A 25,600-nucleotide genomic window follows, 5' to 3' on the forward strand; every position below is an offset into this window, starting at 1 on the left:
TGGATGACCCAGGCAAACGCCCACCTGATGCGGCTTAGCGACAAATCGGGCAATTTTTGCCCATCTTTACAAATCTAATAAAATCAATAACTTACAAAAGCATGCCAGACTGCGACCGCCGGTCGCATTGCCTACTTGTACAGTTACCCTGGCATGTGCATAACCGTAACACTTTATCGAGGCAGCTCTTCATTCTGACCGAGAGGTCATTTACCGGTTCCGATCAGACTGCTCCCGAAATGAAAACGCCCCGTCGAAACGGGGCGTTTTCATGGAAACGACTGCCGGCAATTACTGCTGGGCAGCCGGATCCTTGATGCTGATCAGTTCCAGGTCGAACACCAGTACGGAGTTGGCCGGGATGGCCGGGCTCGGGCTCTGCTCACCGTAAGCCAGCTCGCTGGGGATGTACAGCTTGTACTTCTCGCCAACGTGCATCAGCTGCAGGCCTTCGACCCAGCCCGGGATCACGCCGTTGACCGGCAGGTCGATCGGGCTGCCACGCTGGATGGAACTGTCGAAGACGGTGCCATCGGTCAGCTTGCCTTCATAGTGAACGGTCACTACGTCGGTGGCTTTAGGCTGTGCGCCTTCAGCTTTCTTTACAACTTCGTACTGCAGACCGGAGGCGGTGGTCACCACGCCCTCACGCTTGCCATTGTCCTCGAGGAACTTCTTGCCGGCCTTGGCGTTTTCAACGTTCATCGCAGCCAGACGCTCCTCGGAGCGCTTCTGCAGGAAGGCGAAAGCCTCTACCAGCTCTTCGTCCTTCAGGCGTTGTTCTTTCTTGCTGATAGCGTCTTCGATACCTTGGGCAACAGCGTTGGGATCGAGGTCATCCATGCCTTCCTGAGCCAGGCTCTTGCCCATATTCAGGCCGATGCCGTAAGACGCCTTTTGCGCCGGAGTCTTCAGTTCCACGCTGGTCTGCGAATCGCAACCCGCTAGAACCAGGCCCACCAGGGCCACCGCGGCTGCCAACCGATGTTGTTTCATGCTGAATCCTTGTCTGTCGCCGTGATGGCAATTCGATGGAACGGCGAGCTTAGCAGGCCGCCGCAAGTAGTGGCTATGGGCAATGAGAACAGAGAGTTGCCAATTAGTTCAGTGACTTGCAGCAAAACGCGGCAAGCAGAATCGGCAAAGGCGACGAGACTTTGGCGGGCGCAAAGAAAAAGCCCCCAGGTATCGCTACCTGAGGGCTTTCGTATATGGCGCAGCGGACGGGACTCGAACCCGCGACCCCCGGCGTGACAGGCCGGTATTCTAACCGACTGAACTACCGCTGCGTGTTACTGCGAGATTGGTGGGTGATGACGGGATCGAACCGCCGACCCTCTGCTTGTAAGGCAGATGCTCTCCCGGCTGAGCTAATCACCCTTCACTCTCGAAAACTATAAAGCCCTCAGGCGTCGCCACCTGAGGGCTTCTGAATATGGCGCAGCGGACGGGACTCGAACCCGCGACCCCCGGCGTGACAGGCCGGTATTCTAACCGACTGAACTACCGCTGCGCATTACCGCAAGATTGGTGGGTGATGACGGGATCGAACCGCCGACCCTCTGCTTGTAAGGCAGATGCTCTCCCGGCTGAGCTAATCACCCTTCACTCTCGAAGTGGGGCGCATTCTAGAGCGGTATCCCGCGCCTGGCAAGCCCATTTTAAAAAAAAATTTTGAGTGCTTCCAAAGGCTTAGCTCAGGGTTGGCCTGAGGGCTCCCGGCGAGAATAATGCGCGCTTTGTGTCTGGAGATTTTCCCCCATGTGGTTTCGCAACCTGCTTGTGTATCGCCTCACCCAGGATCTGAATATCGATGCCGAGGTGCTGGAAACTGCGCTGGCCACCAAGCCGGCACGTCCGTGCGCCAGCCAGGAGCTGACCACCTATGGTTTCGTTGCCCCGTTCGGCAAAGGCGCGGACGCACCTCTGGTGCACGTCAGCGAAGGCTTCTTCCTGATCGCCGCACGCAAGGAAGAACGCATCCTGCCAGGCAGCGTCGTCCGCGATGCGCTAAAGGAAAAAGTCGATGAGATCGAAGCCGAGCAGATGCGCAAGGTCTACAAGAAGGAACGCGATCAGCTTAAGGACGAAATCGTGCAGACCTTCCTGCCACGCGCATTCATTCGCAAATCCGCCACTTTTGCCGCCATCGCCCCTGCCCAGGGCCTGATTCTGGTCGATGCCTCCAGCCCGAAGCGTGCCGAGGATCTGCTCAGCACCCTGCGCGAAGCTATTGGCTCGCTGCCGGTACGCCCTGCGTCGGTGAAGATAGCGCCGACGGCCACCCTGACCGAATGGGTCAAGACCCAGCAAGCAGCGACCGATTTCTACGTGCTCGACGAATGCGAGCTGCGTGACACTGACGAAGACGGCGGCGTCGTGCGCTGCAAGCGCCAGGACCTGACCAGCGACGAAATCCAGCTGCACCTGACCTCCGGCAAGCTGGTCACCCAGCTCTCGTTGGCCTGGCAGGACAAGCTGTCTTTCATCCTCGACGACAAGCTGGTGATCAAGCGCCTGCGCTTCGAGGACCTGCTGCAAGAGAAGGCCGAGCAGGACGGTGGCGACGACTCCCTCAGCCAACTGGACGCCAGCTTCACCCTGATGATGCTGACCCTGGTGGAGTTCATCCCGCAGCTGTTCGAAGCACTCGGCGGCGAAGAGATTCCACAGGGAGTCTGACTCTCGCGAGCGCCGGCTTCCCGCTCAGTTCGGGAATACCGGCGCAACCGCGATACGTACAAGGAACGACCATGCGCGCTTGCTGCCCTCAGCCGATTCGCCGGCAATACCTTTGCTCTGTGGATCCTGTTGTTCGCCGTGCTGGCCTTCTACCAGCCCGCCCTCTTCCTGCCCCTGACGAAATGGATAGTGCCGTTGCCCGGCCTGATCATGTTCGGCATGGGCCTGACGTTGAAAGCCGAAGACTTCCGTGAAGTTGCACGTCGCCCGATTCAGGTGCTGATCAGGGTGCTCGCCCCTGGCCGCCGTACCCAGCGCGCTGTTCAGCGTCTGGCACAATCTCTCCGGCTCCCTGCTGGCGGCAGTCTTTCGGCGCATGAGCGAGCCAGTGAGCGACAGCAAGTGCTGAACGCCTTGCCCTTCATCCCGCCGGGCTTGCCCTGCTCGGCGAGATGTGCAAAATATTGCGCATCGTAAGGACGACCTTACCACTCTCGCAGTGATCACCGGGGACGGCCCCAAACCGCTCTGTCTCTTAGGAGGTCACCATGTCCTGGATCATTCTGTTTTTCGCTGGCCTGTTCGAAGTGGGCTGGGCCGTTGGCCTGAAGTACACCGACGGTTTCAGCCGCCCCCTGCCTACCGCGCTCACCGTGGGAGCGATGCTTATCAGCCTGGGCCTGCTCGGCCTGGCTATGAAGGACTTGCCGCTGGGCACCGCCTATGCGATCTGGACGGGCGTTGGCGCCGTCGGCACCGTGATCGCCGGCGTCGTCCTGTTCGGTGAATCGATGGCTCTGCTGCGGCTGCTCAGCGTCGGGCTGATCGTCGGCGGGCTGGTCGGACTAAAGCTCAGCCATTGACGATGCCGGGCCTGCATGCCGCCCGGTTGGCAAATGAACTGCTTCTGCCCGCAGTCACGCTTTTCGGGCTGAGCATGATGCAGGAGCGAGCTTGCTCGCTCCTACGGAAAATGCAGCCAGTTGCAACACCTGACTGGGGCAGCGTCAATGAAATCGCTCGCCGTACTGCCTCAGCGCAAGTCACCGCGCAGTTCGGCCACCTGCAATTGCAGGGTCAGCCGATCAGCGCGCTCAGGCATCAGCGGAGTACCCGCCACCAGTTTGATGCGCGACCAGAAGCGCTTGAAGAAGCCCTTGGCCGGATCGCGACTGAAGAAGCTGCCCCACAAGCCCTGCAATGCCATGGGAATGACCGGAACCGGGTTTTCCTCGAGGATGCGCTCGATACCGCCCTTGAACTCGTTGAGTTCGCCGTCGGCGGTCAACTTGCCCTCGGGGAAGATGCACACCACCTCACCATTACGCAGGTACTCGGCGATACGTTTGAAGGCCGCGTCATACACCAGCAAGTCCTCGTGACGGGCTGCTATAGGCACGGTACCTGCGGTACGGAAGATGAAGTTAAGCACCGGCAGATCGTAGATCTTGTAATACATCACGAAGCGCACCGGGCGTCTTACTGCGCCACCGATCAACAACGCGTCGACGAAGGACACGTGGTTGCACACCAGCACCGCTGGGCCCTCCTCGGGGATGGCGTCCAGGCCCTTGTGCTCGACCCGGTACATCGAATGCCCCAGCAGCCAGACCAGGAAGCGCATGCTGAACTCGGGGACGATCTTGAAGATGTAGCTGTTCACCGCCACGTTCATCAGCGACACGACCAGGAACAGCTCCGGGATCGACAGCCCGGCCACACTGAGGAACAGGATCGAGACGATCGCCGACACCACCATGAACAGGGCGTTGAGGATGTTGTTCGCGGCGATCACCCGCGCCCGCTCGTTCTCCGCCGTCCGTGCCTGGATCAACGCATAGAGAGGCACAATGTAGAAGCCGCCGAACAGGCCGATTCCGAGGATATCGCCGAGGATCAGCCATGCCTGGGGCTCACTTACCACTGTCAACCAATCGTGCGGCGCAGCGCCTTGCGGGAAGCCGCCGGAATGCCACCACAACAGGATGCCGAACAGCGTCAGGCCAATTGAACCAAAGGGCACCAGACCGATCTCCACCTTGCCGCCGGACAAGCGCTCGCACAGCATCGAGCCCAAGGCGATTCCAACGGAGAACACGGTGAGAATCAGCGTCACCACGCTCTCATCGCCGTGCAGCAGTTCTTTCGAATAGGCAGGAATCTGCGTCAGGTAAACCGCCCCCAGGAACCAGAACCAGGAGTTGCCCACCAGCGAGCGCGATACGGAGGGCCGCTGACCGAGCCCCAGACGCATGATCCGCCACGACTGGCGAAAGATGTTCCAGTCAAGCGCAAGCTCAGGCAACGCTGCCGCCGCGCGTGGAATTCCACGGCTGGCCAGGTAACCGCAGCAGGCAGTGAAGACAATGGCTCCGGCCACCACAGGTTCGTATCGATCAGCGGACATGATGATCCCCGCACCGATGGTCCCCGCCAGGATTGCCAGGAAGGTGCCCATCTCCACCAGGGCATTACCACCTACCAATTCATCCTCACGCAGCACCTGCGGCAGGATCGAGTACTTCACCGGGCCGAACAGCGCTGAGTGGGTACCCATGGCGAACAGGGCAAGGAACAACAGCGGCAGGCTGTCGAAAACAAAGCCCGCTGCCCCCACCGCCATGATCAGGACTTCCGCCAGCTTGATCGCCCGGATCAGGGCATCCTTGGCGAACTTCTCACCAAATTGTCCACCCAGAGCTGAGAACAGGAAGAACGGCAGGATGAACAGCAAGGCGCAAAGGTTGGTAAAGACACCCTTGTCGCCCGCGATGCTCAGCTTGTAGAGAATGGCGAGAATCAGCGACTGCTTGAAGATGTTGTCGTTGAAGGCGCCGAACAACTGGGTGACGAAGAAAGGCAGGAAGCGTCGGCTGCGCAGCAAGGCGAATTGCGAGTGTCGGGTCATCGTCCGTGTTCCTGGGTTTCGGCGGGCTCGCCATCTCGCATTGGACAGCACGTCCTCGCGCCAGGCCACATTTGCGGGCAGGTCCGCCATCAAAAAAACATAATGCAAACCATTTGCAATTGATTTAAATTCGCGCCGCCAACGACAGCCCGTTCAACCAGCAGTAGCGAGCGCACACATGTTCAGCAGGACCCGTCTCTGTCTCTCCATCTCCCTGGCCTGCCTCAGCCTGCCGACCCTCGGCGCCACGGTCGACGAGCCCCTTGAGCTGGAAACCATGACCGTCAGCGCCACCCGCGGCCACAGCCAACTAGGCAAGACGCCACAGAAGATCGTCGTGATCTCCCGCGAGCAGATCGAAGAACAACTGGCCATCACCAGCGACCACGGCCAGGTGCTGAGCAACCTGATCCCCTCTTATTCGCCCAGTCGCCAGAAGCTAAGCAATGCCGGAGAGACCTTCCGCGGCCGCACAGCCTTGGTAATGATCGACGGTGTGCCGCAATCAACCCCGCTGCGTGCCGGCGGGCGCGATGGCTACACCATCGACCTGTCCATGGTCGAGCGCATCGAAGTGATCTACGGCGCCAGTGCCGAGCACGGCTTGGGCGCTACCGGCGGCATCATCAACTACGTCACCCGCCGCCCCCAGGGTGGCACCCTGAAGCAGCACGTAGGGACCCGCATAGAGGCCGCAGACGACTTCGATCACGACGGCATGGGCTATAAGCTGGACTACCGCGTCGAAGGCAACCAGGGCAACTGGGACTACCTGGCGGCCATCAGCGGCCAGACCCGCGGCGTATTCTACGACGCTGACGGCGAGCTGATCGGCGTCGACGACACCCAGGGCGACGTCATGGACTCGCGCAGCAGCGACCTGCTGCTCAAGCTCGGCTACTGGTTCGACGCCGATCAGAACCTGGAGCTGATGGTCAACCGCTTCGAGCTCGAGGGCGATCACGACTACGTCAACGTGCCGGGCGACCGCGACGCTGGCATCCCTGCCACCTCGCGCAAGGGCCACCCGCTCGGCAAGGCCCCGCAGAACGAGGTGCTGTCCACCAGCTTGACCTACAGCCACACCGACCTGGCGGGTAACCTGCTCACCGCGCAGCTCTACAGCCAACGCTTCCGCGCCCGTTACGGTGGTGGCATCCTCGCCGCCTTCCAGGACCCGGCCATCGCCCCGGTGGGCACGCTGTTCGATCAGTCGCAGAACGAGTCGGACAAGTACGGCGGCAAGCTCAGCCTGAGCCGTGACGACCTGCTCGACGGCTACCTCAAGCTCACCGGCGGCCTCGACTTCCTGCAGGACACCACCAGCCAGATGCTCATCGCTACCGACCGCGAGTGGGTGCCCGAGACGGTGTTCAAGAACCTGGCGCCCTTTCTTCAGGCCGAGGTACGCGCCACCGATCGCCTGACACTGCACGGCGGAGTGCGTCACGAATTCGCCGAACTGGAGGTGGATAGTTTCCAGACCATCGCTTCGGCCGGCGGCGTCACTGTCGAAGGCGGCAATCCGGACTTCGAGGAAACGCTGTACAACGCTGGTCTGGTGTTCCAGGCAAACGACTGGGCACAGGTCTTTGCCAACTACTCCGAAGGCTTCGGCATGCCCGACGTCGGCCGCGTACTGCGCGGCATCAGCCAGCCGGGTCAGAGCGTCGGCGATTTCCTCGATCTCCAGCCGATCGTCACCGACAACCGTGAGATCGGCTTGCGCTTGAACTGGCAGGATTTGGACTTCGAGATCAGCTACTTCGAGTCCGACTCCGATCTCGGCTCGCGTCTGCAGAACGTCGGCGGCGTCTATCAGGTACGCCGCGAGCGCACCGAGATCGACGGTGTCGAGGCCACCGCTGGCTGGCAAGTCAACGACGCGCACCGGCTGCAGGCGACCTACAGCCATCTCAACGGCGAGTCCGACACCGACGACGACGGCAAGGTCGATACCGACCTGGACGGCGCTAACATTGCACCGGACCGCTACGGCATGAGCTGGCAGGCCAACTGGAGTGACCATCTGAACACCCGCGTGCAGGCCAATCATTACGCCAGCCGCAGTTTCGACACTCCCGGCCTCGACTTCGACGGCTACAGCCTGGTGGACGCCTCCATCGGTTACCGCCTTCCGGTCGGCGAGGCCACCCTGGGCGTGGAAAATCTGTTCAACGACGATTACATGACCTACTACGCCCAGGCTGCGAGCACCCGTGACGACCAGTTCTTCGCCGGTCGCGGACGCACCTTCACCCTGGGCTACCAGGTCAGTTTCTGACGTCTGGGCGCTCGACGCAGGACGGCCTCGCGAGAGGCCGCTCTAGCTTCAAAGCGGCAATTGCCCCAGCATCCAGCGCAACAGGAAGAACAGCATCAGGCCGCCGAGGATAGTCGCCAGCAGGTGGCGAGTCAGGGCCGCAATCAGGATCGCCCCTAGGCCGGCAAGTAGATAGGCATTGTCCAGTGCCAGATCGATGTGTTCGCCGTCAGGCATCAGCATCCCCGGCACCACGATGGCGGTCAGCACGGCTGTCGGTACATAGTGCAGCCCCTGGCGTACCACCGGAGGGAATCGCAGGTTGGGCCAAGCGAACAGGCTGTAGCGAATGGCGAAAGTAATGGCCGCCATTCCCAGAATCAGACTCCAGATTTCCATCAGACTCCGTCTCCCAGCAAATCGAAGCGATAGCGCCGCTCCAGCACGACTCCTACGGCGATGCCGCTCAGCGCGGCCACCATCAGGCCAAGCTTGTAAGGCAACCCATGGCACAGGAGCGCGACGACTCCGGCCACCAGGGCTGCCGCCAGGTGCGGACGATTGCGCAGCATGGGCACGACGATGCCGATGAAGGTGGCCAGCATGGCGAAATCCAGGCCCCAGGCCGCCAGGTTCGGTACCGCCTGGCCGAAGATCACGCCAACCAGCGTACACAGCTGCCAGTTGAGGTACATCGCCAGGGCACCGCCGAGGAAATACCAGTGTTTGTGCGGCGAGGCATCGGTCTCGGCATAACGGTGCTGGACCACCGCAAAAGCCTCATCCGTCAGCCAGAATGCCAGCGGCATGCGCCAGCGTGTCGGCAGGTGCCGGACGAAGGGCTGCAGCACTGCGCTGTAGAGGGCATGGCGCAGGTTGACCACGAAGGTGGTGAGCAATACCACCACCGCCCCTGCCCCACTGGCCAGCAGCGTGATAGCAATGAACTGCGATGAACCGGCGAACACCAGCAGCGACATGCCCAGGGTCTGCCAAGCGGACAGGCCAGCGCCGGCGGAAAGGGTGCCGAAGATGATGCCGAAGGGAATGGCGCCGACGATCATCGGTACGATGTCGCGGGCACCGCGGACGAACTCTGTGAAGCGGGACATGGGGCCTCCTTGTCCCGCAAGCCTAGTGACCAGCAGTCAGAGTGTCTTGAACGATCTTGCGCAGGCGTTGCGGTATTCGCCTGGCCCCACACCGTAGGCCTGCTTGAACTGGCGGGTCAGGTGGCTCTGGTCGGAAAAGCCGAGCTGCGCCGCTGTATTAGCCGGCGTGCAGCCGGCCTTCAGAAGCGCACGGGCCTGGTCCAGGCGCTGCTGCTTGAGCCAGGCATGCGGCGGCATGCCTGTGGCCCGGCGGAAGGTCCGGGCGAAATGGAACGGGGAGAGATTGACGGCCGCCGCCAACTCTTCCAGCGACGGTGGCTCAGCCAGGCGCTCGCGGAGCAGGTCTTTGGCCAGCAGTATGGCCCGCGATTCGCGGCCGGGCTCACCAGGTTTCGGCAATTGGGCATGGCGCCGGAACAACGCCAGCAGGGCCTCGCGCCAAGCAGTCTGCTGCTGCAAGGCACTGGCCTCACCCTCCACGAGGCGATGCAGCGCCAAGAAGGTCTGCACCAGATCGGCATCCCGATACACGCTGCTGCTGAACGTCGGCATCCCGCCTTGAGGCAGCTCCAGTTCATCCATCAGTCCGCGGATCTGGCTGGTCTCTGGATAGAACACCCGGTAGCGCCAACCGTCATCGTGTCCTTTGGAACCGGTATGAACCTCATCCGGATTGATCACCGCGAGGCTACCAGCCGGAGCCAGATGATCGACGCCTCGGTGGCGAAAACGCTCGGCCCCAGCCTCAACCACAGCTATCGCATAGCCGTCATGCACATGCGGTGCGAAGCGATGGTCGATATAGCGCGCGGACAGAAGCTCCAGGCCACCCAAGTGCCCGGCTTGCCAGAAATGCGCACTCTCACGGGGGTCTTCCATGGCCTCAGGCGCTGAACCGCGCTTCCAGGTTCTGCTTCACCTCCGGCCAATCGCGGTCGGTGATGCTGAACAGCACACTGTCGTCCAGACGACCATCGGCGAGGCGCCGGTGATTGCGCAACACGCCTTCGCGCTGCGCCCCGAGCTTCTCTATTGCACGCTGCGAGCGCAGGTTGCTGGCGGCAGTTTTCAGCTGCACCCGCACCAGTTGCCACTCTTCGAAAGCATGGCGCAGCATCAGGTACTTGATCGACGCATTCAGACCGCTGCCATGCTCGCTACCGGCCAGCCAGGTCCAGCCGATCTCGGCCGCCGGAAGGACCGGCATGAAATCGGCGAAACGAGTAGTGCCTACCAGGTTGTCCCCCAGGCGGATGGAGAACACCACGGCCTGCTCCTCGCGCTGGGCGGCCAACCCTTGGCGATACCAGTCCGGCCGCAGCGGGCCGTTCATGAAGATCAGGGCATCCCGGTTGGCATCAGCCAAAGCCACCAGGGGGGGAATATCGGCGTCGACCATCGGCTCGAGGCGCAAGGCGCCGCGCTGCAGGATGACCGGTTGTGGCTTGAACATCTGCGCCCTCCTCAGGCGAAAAACCCTGCCCGATAAGAACATCGCGATTCGCGGAAGTGCCGGGCAAGCGGCCGCCATGGACGAACAAAACGCCGCAGCCGCTGCTGGCACGCTAACAGCCCGGATCAAGCGGCTCAAGCCCGCCTGCGACCTTGGTAGCAGCCGCCTGACGAATTGCCGACTTTGGTGCGAAACTGCAACTAACTGATTTCTGGCGGGCACCCGCCGATGGATTTCCCGGAGTCTGCATGTCGCTGTCCAGCGGGTTGATCGCCACAGTCGCTTTCCTCTACATGGCCATCCTCTTCGCCATCGCATTCTATGGTGACCGCCGCAGCGCGCCGCTCTCGCCTCGCGTCCGCGCCTGGGTCTACAGCCTCTCCCTGGCCGTGTATTGCACCAGCTGGACCTTCTTCGGCGCAGTCGGCCAGGCCGCCGGCCAGGTGTGGGCCTTCCTGCCGATCTACCTCGGCCCCATCCTGCTGCTGGTCTTCGCACCCTGGGTGGTGCAGAAGATGGTGCTGATCAGCAAACAGGAGAACATCACCTCCATCGCTGACTTCATTGCCGCGCGTTACGGCAAGTCGCAATCCCTGGCCGTAGTGGTGGCGCTGATCTGCCTGGTCAGCGTGCTTCCCTATATTGCCCTGCAACTCAAAGGCATTGTCCTCGGCGTGAACCTGCTGATCGGATCCGGCGCCGAGTCCACCGGCACCCGCGCCCAGGACACTGCGCTGATCGTGTCACTGGTGCTGGCGCTGTTCACCATCCTCTTCGGTACTCGCAACCTCGATGCCACAGAGCACCACCGCGGCATGGTGCTGGCCATCGCCTTCGAATCGCTGGTCAAGCTGCTGGCCTTCCTTGCCGTAGGTGCCTTCGTCACCTTCGGCCTCTATGACGGCTTCGGCGACCTGTTCGAGCGCGCCCGCAGTGCTCCGCAACTTCAGGATTACTGGGCGCAATCGCTGGATTGGTCGTCCGTGCTGGTGCAGACCGGGGTGGCGATGATTGCCATCATCTGCCTGCCCCGCCAGTTCCATGTGACGGTGGTGGAGAACATCGAACCCAAAGACCTTCGCCAGGCACGCTGGGTGTTTCCCATCTATCTGGCGCTGGCCGCCCTGTTCGTCGTACCAATCGCCCTGGCCGGACGAATGATGCTGCCCGACGGCGTGATGCCGGACTCCTTCGTCATCAGCCTGCCCCTGGCCGAAGCCCACCCGGCCCTGGCCTTGCTGGCCTTTATCGGTGGCGCATCGGCTGCCACCGGCATGGTCATCGTCGAAGCCGTGGCGCTGTCGACCATGGTCTCCAACGACATGCTCCTGCCCTGGCTGCTACGCCGGCAGAGCGCCGAACGGCCCTTCGAGGTCTTCCGCCACTGGATGCTCTCGGTGCGCCGGGTCAGCATCGTCATCATCATCCTGCTGGGTTACGTCAGTTACCGCTTGCTCGGCTCCACCGCGAGCCTGGCGACCATTGGCCAGATCGCCTTCGCCGCCATCGCCCAACTCGGCCCGGCGATGATCGGTGCGCTGTTCTGGAAACAGGCCAACCGCCGTGGCGTATTCGCCGGCCTGGCGGCAGGCGCGGCCCTCTGGGCCTACACCCTGGTACTGCCGGTGGTGGCGCGCGGCCTGGGCTGGCCGCTGGACAATTTCCCAGGCCTGTCCTGGCTGTCCAGCAACCCGTTGGGCCTGCCAATCGAGCCGCAGACCCAGGGCGTGGTGCTGTCGCTTGCGGGTAACTGGCTGCTGTTCGCCTGGGTCTCGGTGTTCTCCCGCACCCGAGTGTCTGAGCACTGGCAGGCCAGCCGCTTCGTCGGCCAGCAGGTGTCAGCACGCACCAGCTCCCGCTCTCTGCTCGCCGTACAGATCAACGACCTGTTGATGCTGGCCGCACGTTTCGTCGGTGAAGAGCGAGCGCGCCAGAGCTTCGAGCGCTTCGCCCAGCGCCTGGGCATCAGCTTCAACCCGACGCAGAACGCCAACCAGGACTGGATCACCCACACCGAACGCCTGCTTGCGGGCGTGCTCGGCGCCTCATCGGCACGCGCTGTGGTGAAAGCAGCCATCGAAGGCCGCGAGATGCAGGTGGAAGACGTGGTGCGCATTGCGGACGAAGCCTCCGAGGTGCTGCAGTTCAACCGCGCCCTCCTGCAAGGCGCCATCGAGAACATCACCCAGGGCATTAGCGTGGTCGACCAGTCCCTGCGCCTGGTGGCCTGGAATCGTCGTTACCTGGAGTTGTTCGAGTACCCCGAAGGGCTGATCAGCGTCGGCCGGCCCATCGCCGACATCATCCGTTTCAACGCCGAACGCGGCCTGTGCGGCCCCGGAGAAGTGGAAACCCATGTGGCCCGACGCCTGTACTGGATGCGCCAGGGCAGGCCTCACACCTCCGAGCGGCTGTTCCCCAACGGTCGTGTCATCGAACTGATCGGCAACCCCATGCCTGGCGGCGGCTTCGTCATGAGTTTCACCGACATCACTGCCTATCGTGAGGCCGAGCAGGCGCTCAAGGACGCCAATGAGGGGCTGGAGCAGCGGGTCGCCGAGCGCACCCATGAGCTTTCCAAACTCAACCAGGCACTCATCGAGGCCAAAGGTACGGCCGAAGCCGCCAACCAATCCAAGACACGCTTCCTAGCCGCCGTCAGCCACGACCTGATGCAGCCGCTGAACGCCGCCCGGTTGTTCTCCGCAGCCCTCGGACATCAGCAGGAAGCCTTGCCAACCGAAGCCCGGGAACTGGTCAGCCACCTGGACAGCTCGCTGCGTTCGGCCGAAGACCTGATCACCGACCTACTGGATATTTCTCGCCTGGAAAGCGGCAGGATCACCCCTGATCGCATCGCCTTCCCACTCGCCTCGTTGTTCGACACCCTGGGCGCCGAATTCAAAGTGCTGGCCCAGGAACAAGGCGTCGATTTCCACCTACGCGGCAGCAAGCTGCGGATCGAGAGCGACATGAAACTGCTGCGCCGAGTGTTGCAGAACTTCCTCACCAACGCTTTTCGTTACGCCAAGGGTCACGTACTGCTGGGCGTGCGCCGCGAGGGCGGGCAACTGCGCCTGGAAGTCTGGGACCGCGGTCCAGGCATTCCGGAAGACAAGCGCAAAGTGATATTCGAAGAGTTCAAGCGGCTGGACAGCCACCAGACGCGTGCGGAAAAAGGCCTGGGCCTCGGCCTGGCAATTGCCGACGGTCTCTGCCGGGTGCTCGGACACAAGCTCGAGGTGCGTTCCTGGCCGGGTAAAGGCAGCGTTTTCAGTGTCACCGTTCCACTGGCGCGCATCCAGCAACCGTCGCCGGTTGTGCAGAAGGCACTGGAAGGGAATGGCCAGACCCTCAACGGTACACAGGTGCTGTGCATCGACAACGAAGACAGCATCCTCACCGGAATGCACAGCCTGCTGTCACGCTGGGGTTGTCAGGTATGGACCGCGCGAAATCGACTTGAATGCGAGCACCTGCTGGCCGAATCCGTACACCCGCAACTGGCGCTGGTGGACTATCACCTCGACGAAGGCGAGACCGGCACTGAACTCATGGCCTGGCTGCGCACCCGCCTCGGCGAGCCCTTGCCCGGCGTAGTGATCAGTGCGGACGGCCGCGCCGAATTGGTGGCCGAAGTCCACGCCGCCGGCCTGGACTACCTGGCCAAACCAGTCAAGCCTGCGGCTCTGCGTGCCCTGATAAGCCGCCACGTCAAACTGCAATGAGCCAGTAGCCGGGTGGATGCCGCTTTTCACATTCGCCCGCGAGCGCTCGGTTAATCCACGATAGTCGGTCGATGATGCGTGCCCCTACGGACTGGTGCCCCACACAGCAGCCTGTTGCTGACCGCCCTGATGGATCCGTGTCGTCCACCGCCATTGCCATCACCCTTCCCAGCTACAGGAACACAAGGCACTACGCCCATTACTGGCGGCAGGCTACTGGCCACGTCGGCCACTGGATGCGCGATCGTTTCAAGGAGAAAAGCTCGTACGCGCTGGCAAGGGTCTTCAGCCAATTGATCAGTTCCTGGTACATCGGCTTTTTCCACACGCCGCTGCTGCCGGAACTGCTCTGGCGCTTGGGAAGGTCAATTGGAACTGATGCGCAGCCCTTTCGCGAATGAAATGGCTCTGTCTGCGTTGAGTGTTGCAAGTGGCGGCATTCCTTGTAGGAGCGGGGGGGGACGCCGAGTTCTTGCTCGCGAACCGGCCCCTTTCGCGAGCAAGCTCGCTCCTACAACGCTCTCAGCGCGGCCATTGATTGCTAGTAACAGCTAACGCAGACAGAGGCAATGAATCCGCCCCTACAGCCTCAGAGCTGCTCATCCAGCAACGGCAAGCCCCCCGCACGTTCAAGCAGATCACTGGGCAGGCTCTTGCTGGCACGGGCGCCTAGCAACTTGAGGTTCTCCACTCGGCTGATCAGGTTGCCGCGCCCGTCCACCAACTTGTTACGGGCCGAGGCGTAGGCCTTGTCCAACTGCTGCAAGCGGCTGCCCATCTCGTCCAGATCCTGCACGAAGGAGACGAATTTGTCATAGAGGGCCCCAGCGCGCTCGGCGATTTCGCGGGCGTTCTGGCTCTGCCGCTCCTGCCTCCAGAGGCTGTCGATAACCCGCAGGGTGGCGAGCAAGGTAGTCGGACTGACGATCACGATGTGCTGCTCGAAAGCTTCCTGGAACAAGCCGGGGTCAGCCTGCAGCGCGGCGGCGAAGGCGGCTTCGATCGGCACGAAGAGCAGCACGAAGTCCAGGCTGTGCAGGCCCTCCAGGCGTTGGTAATCCTTCACCGAGAGGCCCTTGAGGTGGCTGCGCAGCGACAGCACATGCTGCTTCAACGCGACACTGCGGCTGGCCTCGTCTTCGGCGGCCACCAGCGCCTGATAGGCGGTGAGGCTGACCTTGGCGTCCACCACCACCTGTTTGTCTCCCGGCAGCTGCACCAGCACGTCGGGCTGGAAGCGCTCGCCCTCGGCACTCTTCAGGCTGACCTGGGTCTGGTACTCACGACCCTTCTCCAAACCGGCATGCTCCAGCACCCGCTCCAGCACCAACTCGCCCCAGTTGCCCTGGGTTTTCTGGCCTTTCAAGGCGCGCGTCAGGTTGGTCGCCTCATCGCCCAGGCGTTGGTTGAGCTGCTGCAGGCGCTCCAGCTCCTTACCCAGGGAAAAACGCTCACGGGCTTCCTGTTGATAGCTTTCCTCGACGCGCTTCTCGAACGCCTGGATGCGCTCCTTGAGCGGGTCGAGCAATTGGCCCAGACGTTGCTGGCTGGTTTCGGCAAAACGCTGCTCACGTTCATCGAAGATCTTCCCTGCTAACTCAGCGAATTGTGCTCGCAGATCATCACGAGCCGCTTGCAGGTCTCCCAGGCGCTGCTCGTGGGCCTCACGCTGCTCACGCAACTCGGCCTCCAGACCCGCGCGCTCAGCGGCCATGTGACGCAGTTCGGCCTCCTTGCGTTCGCGCTCCTGGTTCCAGGCCAACAGTGCCTCTCGGGCGCTCTGGCGCTCGACACCCAGCAGCTCCGCCTCACGGCGCAGGGCTGCCAATTCGGCTTGCTGGGCAGCATTGAGCTGACTGAGTTCGCGGTTCTCGTCCCGGCTGTCATCCAACTGAACAGCCAGGCCATCCTGGGCCATCTGCGCGGTTGCCAGGCGCTCCTCGAGCAGGACCAGGTTGGCCTGCATGGCCGACAAACGACGCTGCTGGTGCCAAACCAGGCCCAGCAAAGGCACGGCGGCGGCCAGCAGGCCAATCAGCAGGTTGGGAATATCAATGGGCATGGAAGGCTCCGCACAGGAATGCCGGGCAGTATACCCAGGCTCATGCGGCGCTATCAGGGCTTAAGCGGAAGACGGCTAAGCAGGCGCTTGGCTTCGTGGGAGCCTTGCGACGCCGCCTGCTCCAGCCAGTAGCGGGCCTGCTGTGGCTCGTTGATACGCGGCTGGCTACACAGGCGCCCCAGCTCCAGCTGGGCACGGCGATCACCAGCACGAGCAGCCTGACGAAGCATCTCCAGGCCGATACGACGATCACGATTGTTGCCGCAATCGCGGCAGAGCATCTGCCCTAGGCGACTCTGGGCCTCGACCACGCCTTCGCGGGCAGGCTGCTTGAGCAGGTTGCCGGCGAACCGCTTCACGCTGGACGCTTGGCCAAGACGTGGGCTATCCAGTAGCCAGAAGGCCACGCGCAATGGCAGGGTCTGCTCTGCAGGAATGGAGGAAGCAGGTATGCGGTACTTCATTAATCGGACGGGGGTGACCGGAAAGGCGCGCAACTCTACTCCTTTTTTCCCATAGGTAAAGTCTTGCAATTGTCGCAGGCAGCGTTCTAGAGCAACTGCTCTGCACAATCCACAGAACCTGTGGATAACTCTGTGCAGAAGTTGCTAGCAAGATCATCTATGGCTTGTGCTTTGGGGCCTGCGCTCAAACTGGTGATTTTTTCGCCAACAAAAAAAGTCCTTGTTTTTCATTTATTTAATAAATCAGCACTGAGAATCAAACGCTTACGAAGCAAATCGGGAGCGGATCGAGAAGCTACTTCGCAACTGTGCACAACTGCCGGCTGTCAATAGCCGCCGCGCCCTTTTGAGGGGCATTTCCTGTTGAAAACCTGCTCCAGGCCAGGCAGTACGGGCGTGCCAGCTGTCGACAGGTGGTGCAAAAAAATGCCTTATCAAGCCCGGTTCGTTCGCTCTACTCAAGCGATTGCTCCAACACCGTGCACAAGCCACAGTCGAAAGCTCGTTCGGTCCGGTGATTGAGTTACCCACATCATCTGGCCTTAGAATATCGAGCCTCCTCCCATCGACTGCGTGCCATGGACAAAGCCCGGATACATCGCCTGATCGTCGACAAGCTCGGCGCCGACCTGCTCCTGTTGCAGCGCGCAGCACAAACCGCCTATGAGGCGGCGACCCATGAAGAAAACGTTGCCGAGAACAAGTACGACACCTTGGGTCTGGAAGCCTCGTACCTGGCCACTGGCCAGGCCCGTCGTGCCGCCGAGATCAAGCAGGCTCTGGGCCTGTTCGAGCATCTCAACCTGCGCGCCTACGATGCCAGCCGCGGCATCCAGCTCAGCGCGCTGGTGGTGCTGGCCGCCGAAGATGGTTCCGAACAGACGCTGTTCCTGGGCCCCGAGGCCGCCGGCCTGAAGGTTGTCGAACAGGGCCGCGAAATCACCGTGATCAGCCCGCGCTCGCCTCTCGGACAGGGGCTTCTGGGGAAGGCCGAAGGCGCCGAGGTCGTGATTGCCATCGGCAATAGTCGCCAGGTGTTCGAAGTGGTCGAGGTACACTGAAGGCGTTGCGCATTACGCCGGGAGGCTCCATGCCCATCCAACGTCGCCGCGTCCTGCGGATCAGCTTCAACCCCTGGCTGCTGACCATGAGCATCGCACTGGGCATCTGGCTCGGGTTCGTCGCGGTGGCCCTGACCGGCTATGCCGGCTACAAGCTTTACATGGCCGATGCTCCAGCCCCAGTCAGCCAGGTTGCTCCTCCTCCTCCGCAACCGGCGCAACCCTCGCCTGACGAGAAGCGTCTGCAGCAGTACGAAGACAATTACAACGCGGCCCAACGTGAAGAAAACGCGCGCTTGCAAAAGCTGGAAGAGGCTCGGCGCCTGGGTGATGCAAAGTGCCAGTTCTGGACCGAGCAGTACCGCAATGCGCCTACTGACAAGGCACGGCGGAACATGGAACAGTACTGCAACTGAACTGCCGAACCGACCAAAGGCAGCCTGCTTCAGGATTCCTTCATATTGCTCGGACTAAACTCAAGGCGTGTGCCCAGTTGGTGGCGCTAGAGGCGGTTCGCAATGAGTCCCGAAATTTTCATAGCCTTGATGGTCATGGGCTGGCTACTGGCAGCGGTCGCGCTGCTGTGGGCCATGCTTCGGATCTCCCACCATCACCACCATCACCACCACAGCCCACCTTCACCACCCCGCTCTACGCGGTCGTTTCGACGGAGCAAGGCACGGCAATCGCCGGTGATACCCCACTGATACCCACAGCTGATCCGCTAACTTGGCAGGGCTGCCTTGCGGTCCTGCTCTGCTTATTATTGTGGGGGCGAATTCATTCGCATCCACAACGAATACTCCACTCTTGACTACCTGTTCATACCACGTTCAGCGGAAATCACGACTCCTGATATCCAGCCCGCTCAGGAGCGGCGTGAGATCCTGCAACCGTCGCGCGATCAGGTGACACACGCCGTCCACTGACTCCAGGCGGCCCTCCACCTGCAGCAATTGCGAGTCCACCAGCACGCGTCGCTGTCGCTCGGCCAGATCGTGCCAGACCACCACATTGACCATGCCGTGCTCATCTTCCAGGGTCACGAAGATCACCCCGCTGGCTGTTTGTGGGCGCTGACGACCAACCACCAACCCGGCAACGCTGACATTGCGCCCATGCGGGGTACCGACCAGATCCCGTGAACTGCGGCAGCGCCGACTCCGTAACTGGCTACGCAGCAAGGCCAGCGGGTGAGGGCCAAGGGTGGTGCCGACTGTGGCGTAGTCGGCGTATAGGTCTTCGCCCACCGTCGGCAAAGGCAGGGCCACCTGTGCCTCCACCTGCGTGGGCAGGTCGGCGAACAACGGGGCCTGAACCTCGACTCCCGCTACCGCCCAGCGTGCCTTGTGCCGGTGCCCCGCCAAGCCACGCAGGGCACTGGCATCGGCCAGCAGCTCGCGGGCACGGGCATCCAGCCGAGCACGCCGGCAGAGGTCGGTGACGTTGTCGAAGGGGCGGACCTGCCGGGCGCTCTCGATGCGCCGAGCGTCCTCCTTGCGAAATCCTCGCACCATTCGCAGCCCCAATCGGATGGCAGGTTGCTCGGCTTTGCCAGGTTCCAGCGAGCAGTCCCAATCGCTGGAACGCACGTCCACCGGACGCACCTCGATGCGGTGGCGGCGGGCGTCCTGCAGCACCTGATCGGGGCTGTAGAAACCCATGGGCCAGCTATTGATCAGTGCGCAGGCATAGGCGGCCGGCTCATGGCATTTCAGCCAGCAACTGGCGTAGGTCAGCAGGGCAAAGCTGGCCGCGTGGGATTCGGGGAATCCATAGCTGCCGAACCCCTTGATCTGCTCGAAAATACGCGCCGCAAACTCCGCGCTGTAGCCGCGTTCCAGCATGCCGTGTGTGAGGCGTTCCTGATGCGGCTCCAGGCCGCCATGGCGCTTCCAGGCGGCCATCGAGCGGCGCAGCTGGTCGGCTTCTCCGGGGCTGTAGCCGGCAGCCACGATCGCCAGTTGCATGACCTGCTCCTGGAACAGCGGCACCCCCAGGGTGCGCTCGAAAACCTCGCGCAGTTCGTCGCTGGGATAAGTCACCGGCTCCTCGCCCTTTCGCCTGCGCAGGTACGGATGGACCATGTCGCCCTGGATCGGTCCGGGTCGGACGATGGCGACTTCGATCACCAGGTCGTAGAAGGTTTTCGGCTTGAGGCGTGGCAGCATGGCCATCTGCGCGCGCGACTCGATCTGGAACACGCCGACCGTATCGGCGCGGCCAATCATCTCGTAGGTGGCCTCGTCCTCGGCCGGGATGGTCGCCAGCGTCAGATCGAGCCCGCGATGGCGGCGCAGCAGGTCAAAAGTGCGTCGCAGGGCACTGAGCATGCCAAGGGCGAGGATATCCACCTTGAGCAGGCCTACCAGATCGAGGTCATCCTTGTCCCACTGGATGATGGTGCGTTCGGCCATCGCGGCGTTCTCCACCGGCACCAGGGTATGCAGCGGTTGCTCGGAGATGACGAACCCGCCGGGGTGCTGCGACAAATGACGAGGAAAGCCGATCAGCTCGCTGGTCAGCGCCAATACCCGCCGCAACACTGGGCTTTCCGGGTCGAAGCCGCACTCACGCAGCTGTTCGGGCGGCGGCGCGTGGTCTGACCAACGGCCAAAACAATCGGCCAGGGCATTGACCTGGTCGGGTGGCAGCCCCAGGGCCTTGGCCACGTCGCGTACTGCGCCCGCACCGTGATAGGTGCTGACCACCGCCGTCAGTGCTGCGCGCCCCCTGCCGTAGCGCTGGAAGACGTACTGCAGCACCTCTTCCCGACGCTCGTGTTCGAAGTCGATGTCGATATCCGGCGGCTCGTTGCGCTCGCGGGAGAGGAAGCGTTCAAACAGCATTTTCATCCGCGACGGGTCGATCTCGGTGATGCCCAGCACAAAGCACACCGTGGAGTTGGCCGCCGAGCCGCGTCCTTGGCAGAGAATGCCGCGATCACGCGCGAAACGGACGATATCGTGCACCGTCAGGAAGTAGCTCTCGTAACCCATCTCGGCGATAAGCTGCAGCTCCTGCTCCACCTGTTTCCGTGCCGACAGCGGAGCACCATCAGGCCAACGCTCCTCCATCCCCGCCTCGGTCAGTACGCTTAGCCAACTGGTGGGGCTGTGCCTTGCGGGCACCAGCTCATGCGGATACTGGTAGCGCAACTGGCCGAGGTCGAAGGTGCAGCGCCGGGCGATGCGCAACGTCTCGGCCAGCAGTTCCGTCGGGTAGAGAGCGGCCAGCAGGTCACGTCGACGCAGGTGGCGCTCGCCATTGGGAAACAGGCGTAGCCCGGCCTCGGCCACCGTGCAGTGGTGGCGGATGGCGGTCATGCAGTCCTGCAAGGCACGACGGCCCCGTGCATGCATGTGCACATCGCCCGCCGCTACGGGCGTTATTCCCAGGCTCTCGGCCAGCTCCAGCAAACGGGCCAGGCGCTGACTGTCGTCCGGCCCATGGTGCAACTCCACCGCCAACCACAGGCGCTCGGGAAACTGGTCGAGCAGCCAGCGTCCTTCGGCTCCATCGTCGTCCGGTCTGGGCAGCCAAAGTGCTAGCAGCCCCTCCAACGGCACGTTCAGATCCTCGCGCAGCAGGCGGTACTCGCCCTTTTTCGCTCGACGCCGAGCCTGAGTGATCAACTGGCAAAGGTGCTGATAGCCTGTGAGGCTTTCCACCAGCAGCACGACCTTCGGACCATTCTCGATGCACATCTCACTGCCGATGATCAACGGCAGGCCCGCGTCCTTAGCGGCCTGCCAGGCACGCACGATGCCGGACAAGGTGCACTCGTCAGTAATCGCCAAGGCTTGATAGCCATGCTGCGCAGCCCGTTCGAACAATTCCCGGGCGCTGGAAGCTCCGCGTTGGAAGCTGAAATTGGACAGGCAATGCAGCTCCGCATAATCGAGGCTCATGCGAACCATCCATGCAGCCACAGCGGGCCACTGCCATCTACCGACCGGTACACCCAGGCACGCTGGCCATTACGGGTCTCGACCAGATAGTAATCACGGCGCACGTCGCCGCCGTCCCACCAGCCGGACTCGATGCGTTCGGGGCCGGCGAGGATGCGCGGCGTAGTTTCGCGCAGGGGGACCGGCTCGCGAAGCAACCAGCCAGGCCGCAGCGAGCCTGGCAATAACGGGGCTGATCGGCTGTCGCTCTCCATCCGCCAGGCGCATTCGGGGCGATGGTCGGCCTGCGCGCTCAGCCCATGCACCGCGTCATCGCCAAGGCGAGCACGCAGCCGCTCGCGTAACTGTTCCCAAGGTACGGACTGCTGTGGACGCTCGTCGAACAACTCACGCCGCTCCGGCATGAACGCCGGCAGGTCTCGCGCCACCAGGCGGAAGCCACGCACCGGCGCGGGCACCTGGATCTGCTCCAGCCGCCCCCGCGCCAGTTCGAACAGCATGGCCGCCTCGCGCTCTGCACTGAGCAGCCCGACCGACACCTGCGTATCCACACGATCGCGGTGCTCCAGATGCAGGGTGAAGCGCTGCACGCCGCTATCACGACCGGCAAGATAGGCCGCCAGATCGGAGGTCAGGCGCCGCAGCGGGAACAGCAGCGCCTGGTGCGACTCGACCTCGAAGTTCAGCTCGATGCGCACATCGAACTCATCCGGCGGCGTGTAGCAGCCCAGCGCCAACGGTCGGACGCCGAGCAGGGTATCCAGGTGCCGTAACACATCGGCCGGGAAGCGTTTGGCCAGGGTTTCGCGCGGCAGGGCCATGACCTGGCGCACGCTGCGCAACCCCATGCGACCGAAAGCCGTAGCCACCTCACGGGACCATCCTGCCCTGTCTACGGGCAACTGCCCGAGTATCAAATGCAGTTCGGCCTGGTCTGTCACCGCCAGGCCGTCATGGGCATTGGCCAACATCCGAGCCGCTGCCGGGTTAGGGGCTGCGACGATGCGATGGCGAAACCCGAGCTCCGCCAGCTCACTGCGCAAACGCGCCTCAAACTGCGGCCAAGGGCCGAACAGACCAAAGCTGGACTGCACCTCCAACAGCAGTGCACGTGGGTAGAACAAGCTCACCTGGGAGCTGAAGCGGTAGGCCCAGGCGGCAAGGAAGCGGTGCCAACGCTCGATATCCGCCGAGTCGTACTCGGCCATGGCGAAATCCCGCGTCATGGCATGGGCGGACGTCAGCGATTGGCCGGGACGCAGGCCCAGTGCTCGCGCTGCCGGATTGAGCGCCCGCAGCATGCGGCGCTGCGGCGTGCCCGTCACCAGTGCCAACGGCGCATCAGGCGTGGGGTGGCCACGCAGGACGCCATCCAGCGCCAGTTGCGGTAACAGAATGCAGGCCCAACGCATGTGAAGCTCACCCGCCCAAGGCAATGGGCGATGCAGGCGGCAGCCCACCCCGACACTTCAGCACCCGTATCTCCGCAGGCCGCGCGTCGAGAGCGATGCGCAAAGCGGCCGGCGAAGGGTTATGTGCAGCATCCAGGGGGCGGTAGGCAAACGCCAGGGTCTGGCCGGTTTCGGCAGCGACCTGCAGGCGACGCATGGCGCGATCATCCGCCTGCTGCGGCCAGCACAGCACCGCACCGCAACTGCCCGAGCGCAGGCACTGCTCGGCCGCCCACAGGGCATCACGGCCACTCGCCTCTATCAGCGCCAACCAACGCAAATCCACGCCAGCGGCCTGCCAGGCCAAGGGATAGGGAATGTAGGGTGGTGCCACCAGCACGACACGCTCGCCGCTGGCGGTCAGCCGCGCCAGGGTCGGCCACAGCAGGCAAAGCTCGCCCAATCCATCACACGGAGCCAGTATCTCGGTGAGTGCGGCCTCCGGCCAGCCACCGGTCGGCAGGGCCATATCCAGTGCAGCATGGCCCGTCGGCTGAGTGCTGGTCGGCAAAGCGCTCGGCTGGCCCCTCCAGACCCGCCGCTCGTTGAGCAGCGTATCCAAAGCAATCACGGCGCCCATCAGGTACGCCTCGCCAACGGCTTGCAGGAATAGAAAGACAGCAGCTCGAAGAGCGAGCTGCCGATGGGGCCAGGAACGATTACCGAGGCCATGAGGGGAATCCACGAATACTGTATTTATATACAGTAAATCGCAGAGACCTTTCCCGGTCAATCCGGGAAGACGGAAGGCAGGCGGTCAAGGACCCGCGGGAGCGCATCGCTCCCACAGGTCAGGTCGTCAGCCTATGGTTACTTGACGTAGTCGCTGCCCCAACGCTCGATATCGCGTACCGCCTGCTTACGCAGAGTCGGGCCTTGCGCCTGCTGCGCGGCAGCGATTTCGTCATCGATGATCTTGGTCGACAACGAGAGCCAACTGGTAGCAAACGCCATAGCATCGCCATTGACCTCCAGAGCATTCAGATCGAGATTGCCGATACCATCGCAGGCTTGGTGATAGCAGGGGTCGAAGGGCTGACCCGCAGCACCACCATAGCGTTGCGCCTGCTCCTCGCTCTTGATGTCTTCGGCACCGGTGAACAGGCCGCCGAAGGCAATGCCATCGTCGAAGAACTGCGCATAGTCGGAGCGAAAGTCGATCTCGGTGCCCTCATAGGCCTCCCCACGCAACTTGAAGTACGCCTCGAACAGCCGCTCGATCGCCGCCGAACCGGGCGGGCCCTGCAGGCCGAAGGACGAGCCATCGCCGTCATAGATGAAGTTGGCGAAGTTCGGCGAGCCGATCATGTCGAAGTTCAGGTAGGCCTTGATGTGCTGCTTCTCCTCGTCACTGAGACTGTTGACGTAGAAGGTCGAGCCGACAAGCCCCGACTCCTCTGCCCCCCACCAGGCAAAACGTACCTTGTTGTTCGGATGCGCCTTGCCCAAGAGTACGGCCATTTCCAGCAATGCTGCACTGCCCGAACCATTGTCATTGATGCCGGGGCCCTCGAACACCGAGTCCAGGTGCGCGCCCGCCATGACCACATTGTCCGGACTGCCGCGTCGGGTTTCGGCGACGAGGTTGAAGGTCTCGGTCTTCTTGCGCAGCACGTCCGACACCATGCGCAACCGCAGCCCGGGGGTCTGAGACCAGGTCACGCCGTTATCGTAGGTTGCGAAAAACACCGGTATGCCACCTTCATAGCCATCACCCAGGGTGACGTTTTCCAGCCCCTTGCGATCCTCGGTATTGCCCTGATTGAAGATGATGACCCCGGCAGCACCTGCGGCTGCAGCATTCTCCGCCTTGATCTCAAAGGTACAGCTGCCACGCTGGACCAAGGCGATGGAGCCACTGAGGAAACCAGCGAAATCTTCAGGCTCGCAAGCGCTGCTGGAGGTATTGCCAGCCCCCAGGGACAGATCCACCGCCACCACCGACGCACTGACATCACCCGCCTCGGTCTGCGACAGGTAGTTGAAGTCCTCTTCCCACACATAGTTGGCTGGCATGGGTGCCAGTGCCGTCAGCGTTCCCGGCCCCTTGGGGAAGAACGCGGTGAAAGGAAATGGCTGCACCTGCACCTGATAGCCGGCTTGCTCCAGGGTTGTCTTCACATAGTCGACGGACGCCTGGTAGCCCGGCAGGCCGGCGGCACGGTTACCGTCGTTGAGAGTGGCAATGTCCTGCAAGGCTTGTAGGCGCGTCATCACATTGGTCGCTTCCAGGCAGCGCGGAAGACCTAGCGGTGTGCCCACCAGCACGGACGACTTGCATATGCCGGGGTTGGGTTTTCCTGGGCTCCAGTACTCCTTGAAGGCTTCACCTTCCAGCTCTGGTGCGGCAAGGGACGACGTGGAAACGGCAAGAACGAAAGAACCAACAACACATCTGACGCTGTTCTTCTGAGTCATGACTTCAATCCTTTTGAAGTGGTTGTGGCAGGCCTGCAATGGCATTGCGCCATCGTCCTGTACGGCTTCCTCGGGATGTGGCCTAGG

General features: G+C 62.5%; 19 protein-coding genes, 4 tRNA genes and 1 pseudogene. 8 read left to right on the top strand and 16 right to left on the bottom strand.

Translation table 11 applies throughout. The features are described from left to right. Window positions 1–291 precede the first annotated feature (291 nt). The 5 genes from J7302_RS15600 to J7302_RS15620 all read right to left on the bottom strand — a co-directional run bounded on the left by J7302_RS15600 (window position 292) and on the right by J7302_RS15620 (window position 1,604). The gene (locus tag J7302_RS15600; protein WP_215376580.1) at window positions 292–996 is read right to left on the bottom strand and encodes an FKBP-type peptidyl-prolyl cis-trans isomerase; all 705 of its coding nucleotides are present in this window, start codon (window positions 994–996) and stop codon (window positions 292–294) included. A gap of 216 nt (window positions 997–1,212) precedes the next feature. After that, window positions 1,213–1,289, bottom strand: a tRNA-Asp gene (locus J7302_RS15605). Window positions 1,290–1,304: 15 nt separating this feature from the next. Beyond that, a tRNA-Val gene (locus J7302_RS15610) sits at window positions 1,305–1,380 on the bottom strand. Window positions 1,381–1,436: 56 nt separating this feature from the next. After that, window positions 1,437–1,513, bottom strand: a tRNA-Asp gene (locus J7302_RS15615). Window positions 1,514–1,528: 15 nt separating this feature from the next. Next, window positions 1,529–1,604, bottom strand: a tRNA-Val gene (locus J7302_RS15620). 157 nt (window positions 1,605–1,761) lie between these two features. On the opposite strand from J7302_RS15620, the gene rdgC reads away from it, so the two are divergent. From rdgC to sugE, 3 genes and pseudogenes are all read left to right on the top strand, one after another. Then, window positions 1,762–2,682 (top strand): recombination-associated protein RdgC, encoded by a 921-nt coding sequence (gene rdgC / locus J7302_RS15625; RefSeq protein ID WP_215376584.1) that lies wholly within the window; start codon window positions 1,762–1,764, stop codon window positions 2,680–2,682. A 117-nt stretch (window positions 2,683–2,799) separates the two neighbouring features. Beyond that, a pseudogene (locus J7302_RS26555) lies at window positions 2,800–3,036 on the top strand (bile acid:sodium symporter family protein); the annotation flags it as partial. 194 nt (window positions 3,037–3,230) lie between these two features. After that, entirely contained in the window at window positions 3,231–3,545 is a 315-nt protein-coding gene (gene sugE / locus J7302_RS15635) for a quaternary ammonium compound efflux SMR transporter SugE (RefSeq protein WP_215376590.1), read from the top strand. A gap of 170 nt (window positions 3,546–3,715) precedes the next feature. Here sugE and J7302_RS15640 read toward each other — a convergent pair whose 3' ends face one another. After that, the gene (locus J7302_RS15640; RefSeq protein ID WP_215376593.1) at window positions 3,716–5,590 is read right to left on the bottom strand and encodes an MFS transporter; all 1,875 of its coding nucleotides are present in this window, start codon (window positions 5,588–5,590) and stop codon (window positions 3,716–3,718) included. A gap of 178 nt (window positions 5,591–5,768) precedes the next feature. Here J7302_RS15640 and J7302_RS15645 point away from each other — a divergent pair, with 178 nt between their 5' ends. Beyond that, the gene (locus tag J7302_RS15645) at window positions 5,769–7,874 is read left to right on the top strand and encodes a TonB-dependent receptor (protein WP_215376596.1); all 2,106 of its coding nucleotides are present in this window, start codon (window positions 5,769–5,771) and stop codon (window positions 7,872–7,874) included. 48 nt (window positions 7,875–7,922) lie between these two features. Here J7302_RS15645 and J7302_RS15650 read toward each other — a convergent pair whose 3' ends face one another. The 4 genes from J7302_RS15650 to J7302_RS15665 are packed head-to-tail and all read right to left on the bottom strand — an operon-like array spanning window position 7,923 to window position 10,418. Then, complete coding sequence (locus J7302_RS15650) at window positions 7,923–8,252, bottom strand: AzlD domain-containing protein (RefSeq protein WP_215376599.1); 330 nt, start codon at window positions 8,250–8,252, stop codon at window positions 7,923–7,925. Further along, window positions 8,252–8,965, bottom strand: coding sequence for an AzlC family ABC transporter permease (locus J7302_RS15655; protein WP_215376602.1), 714 nt, complete (start codon window positions 8,963–8,965; stop codon window positions 8,252–8,254). The genes J7302_RS15650 and J7302_RS15655 overlap by 1 nt, the downstream gene beginning before the upstream one ends. Before the next feature lie 36 nt (window positions 8,966–9,001). Beyond that, window positions 9,002–9,844 (bottom strand): AraC family transcriptional regulator, encoded by an 843-nt coding sequence (locus J7302_RS15660; RefSeq protein WP_215376606.1) that lies wholly within the window; start codon window positions 9,842–9,844, stop codon window positions 9,002–9,004. A gap of 4 nt (window positions 9,845–9,848) precedes the next feature. Continuing rightward, window positions 9,849–10,418, bottom strand: a complete 570-nt coding sequence (locus J7302_RS15665; protein ID WP_215376609.1) for a GNAT family N-acetyltransferase — start codon at window positions 10,416–10,418, stop codon at window positions 9,849–9,851. A gap of 248 nt (window positions 10,419–10,666) precedes the next feature. Between J7302_RS15665 and J7302_RS15670 the strand changes: the two genes are divergently transcribed. Then, on the top strand, window positions 10,667–14,146 hold the full coding sequence (locus J7302_RS15670) for a hybrid sensor histidine kinase/response regulator (RefSeq protein ID WP_215376612.1): 3,480 nt from the start codon (window positions 10,667–10,669) through the stop codon (window positions 14,144–14,146). 137 nt (window positions 14,147–14,283) lie between these two features. Further along, window positions 14,284–14,547 carry a hypothetical protein gene (locus J7302_RS15675; RefSeq protein ID WP_215376615.1) on the top strand — a complete coding sequence of 88 codons (264 nt, stop codon included), beginning with the start codon at window positions 14,284–14,286 and terminating at the stop codon, window positions 14,545–14,547. A gap of 188 nt (window positions 14,548–14,735) precedes the next feature. Here the strand turns inward: J7302_RS15675 and rmuC are convergent, their stop codons facing one another. Both rmuC and J7302_RS15685 read right to left on the bottom strand, forming a co-directional pair. After that, complete coding sequence (rmuC, locus tag J7302_RS15680; RefSeq protein WP_394359092.1) at window positions 14,736–16,208, bottom strand: DNA recombination protein RmuC; 1,473 nt, start codon at window positions 16,206–16,208, stop codon at window positions 14,736–14,738. A 53-nt stretch (window positions 16,209–16,261) separates the two neighbouring features. Further along, window positions 16,262–16,672 carry a tetratricopeptide repeat protein gene (locus J7302_RS15685; RefSeq protein ID WP_215377074.1) on the bottom strand — a complete coding sequence of 137 codons (411 nt, stop codon included), beginning with the start codon at window positions 16,670–16,672 and terminating at the stop codon, window positions 16,262–16,264. Window positions 16,673–17,250: 578 nt separating this feature from the next. Between J7302_RS15685 and J7302_RS15690 the strand changes: the two genes are divergently transcribed. Both J7302_RS15690 and J7302_RS15695 read left to right on the top strand, forming a co-directional pair. Continuing rightward, on the top strand, window positions 17,251–17,733 hold the full coding sequence (locus J7302_RS15690; RefSeq protein ID WP_215376618.1) for a GreA/GreB family elongation factor: 483 nt from the start codon (window positions 17,251–17,253) through the stop codon (window positions 17,731–17,733). 29 nt (window positions 17,734–17,762) lie between these two features. Further along, complete coding sequence (locus tag J7302_RS15695) at window positions 17,763–18,149, top strand: hypothetical protein (protein WP_215376621.1); 387 nt, start codon at window positions 17,763–17,765, stop codon at window positions 18,147–18,149. A gap of 417 nt (window positions 18,150–18,566) precedes the next feature. Here the strand turns inward: J7302_RS15695 and J7302_RS15700 are convergent, their stop codons facing one another. From J7302_RS15700 to J7302_RS15715, 4 genes are all read right to left on the bottom strand, one after another. Then, entirely contained in the window at window positions 18,567–21,665 is a 3,099-nt protein-coding gene (locus J7302_RS15700; protein WP_215376624.1) for an error-prone DNA polymerase, read from the bottom strand. Beyond that, window positions 21,641–23,056, bottom strand: coding sequence for a Y-family DNA polymerase (locus J7302_RS15705; protein WP_215376627.1), 1,416 nt, complete (start codon window positions 23,054–23,056; stop codon window positions 21,641–21,643). The genes J7302_RS15700 and J7302_RS15705 overlap by 25 nt, the downstream gene beginning before the upstream one ends. Before the next feature lie 7 nt (window positions 23,057–23,063). Continuing rightward, window positions 23,064–23,675, bottom strand: a complete 612-nt coding sequence (imuA, locus tag J7302_RS15710) for a translesion DNA synthesis-associated protein ImuA (RefSeq protein WP_215376631.1) — start codon at window positions 23,673–23,675, stop codon at window positions 23,064–23,066. Window positions 23,676–23,905: 230 nt separating this feature from the next. Beyond that, window positions 23,906–25,513, bottom strand: a complete 1,608-nt coding sequence (locus J7302_RS15715; RefSeq protein ID WP_215376634.1) for a M28 family metallopeptidase — start codon at window positions 25,511–25,513, stop codon at window positions 23,906–23,908. Window positions 25,514–25,600: the final 87 nt, after the last annotated feature.

This window comes from Metapseudomonas boanensis (assembly GCF_018704125.1).
Classification (GTDB): Bacteria; Pseudomonadota; Gammaproteobacteria; order Pseudomonadales; family Pseudomonadaceae; genus Metapseudomonas; species Metapseudomonas boanensis.

Excerpts from the sequence above, each read along its gene's own strand:
- J7302_RS15600 (WP_215376580.1), bottom strand. The coding sequence starts at position 996 with ATGAAACAACATCGGTTGGCAGCCGCGGTGGCCCTGGTGGGCCTGGTT.
- rdgC (WP_215376584.1), top strand. The coding sequence starts at position 1,762 with ATGTGGTTTCGCAACCTGCTTGTGTATCGCCTCACCCAGGATCTGAAT.
- sugE (WP_215376590.1), top strand. The coding sequence starts at position 3,231 with ATGTCCTGGATCATTCTGTTTTTCGCTGGCCTGTTCGAAGTGGGCTGG.
- J7302_RS15640 (WP_215376593.1), bottom strand. The coding sequence starts at position 5,590 with ATGACCCGACACTCGCAATTCGCCTTGCTGCGCAGCCGACGCTTCCTG.
- J7302_RS15645 (WP_215376596.1), top strand. The coding sequence starts at position 5,769 with ATGTTCAGCAGGACCCGTCTCTGTCTCTCCATCTCCCTGGCCTGCCTC.
- J7302_RS15650 (WP_215376599.1), bottom strand. The coding sequence starts at position 8,252 with ATGGAAATCTGGAGTCTGATTCTGGGAATGGCGGCCATTACTTTCGCC.
- J7302_RS15655 (WP_215376602.1), bottom strand. The coding sequence starts at position 8,965 with ATGTCCCGCTTCACAGAGTTCGTCCGCGGTGCCCGCGACATCGTACCG.
- J7302_RS15660 (WP_215376606.1), bottom strand. The coding sequence starts at position 9,844 with ATGGAAGACCCCCGTGAGAGTGCGCATTTCTGGCAAGCCGGGCACTTG.
- J7302_RS15665 (WP_215376609.1), bottom strand. The coding sequence starts at position 10,418 with ATGTTCAAGCCACAACCGGTCATCCTGCAGCGCGGCGCCTTGCGCCTC.
- J7302_RS15670 (WP_215376612.1), top strand. The coding sequence starts at position 10,667 with ATGTCGCTGTCCAGCGGGTTGATCGCCACAGTCGCTTTCCTCTACATG.
- rmuC (WP_394359092.1), bottom strand. The coding sequence starts at position 16,208 with ATGCCCATTGATATTCCCAACCTGCTGATTGGCCTGCTGGCCGCCGCC.
- J7302_RS15685 (WP_215377074.1), bottom strand. The coding sequence starts at position 16,672 with ATGAAGTACCGCATACCTGCTTCCTCCATTCCTGCAGAGCAGACCCTG.
- J7302_RS15690 (WP_215376618.1), top strand. The coding sequence starts at position 17,251 with ATGGACAAAGCCCGGATACATCGCCTGATCGTCGACAAGCTCGGCGCC.
- J7302_RS15695 (WP_215376621.1), top strand. The coding sequence starts at position 17,763 with ATGCCCATCCAACGTCGCCGCGTCCTGCGGATCAGCTTCAACCCCTGG.
- J7302_RS15705 (WP_215376627.1), bottom strand. The coding sequence starts at position 23,056 with ATGCGTTGGGCCTGCATTCTGTTACCGCAACTGGCGCTGGATGGCGTC.
- imuA (WP_215376631.1), bottom strand. The coding sequence starts at position 23,675 with ATGGGCGCCGTGATTGCTTTGGATACGCTGCTCAACGAGCGGCGGGTC.
- J7302_RS15715 (WP_215376634.1), bottom strand. The coding sequence starts at position 25,513 with ATGACTCAGAAGAACAGCGTCAGATGTGTTGTTGGTTCTTTCGTTCTT.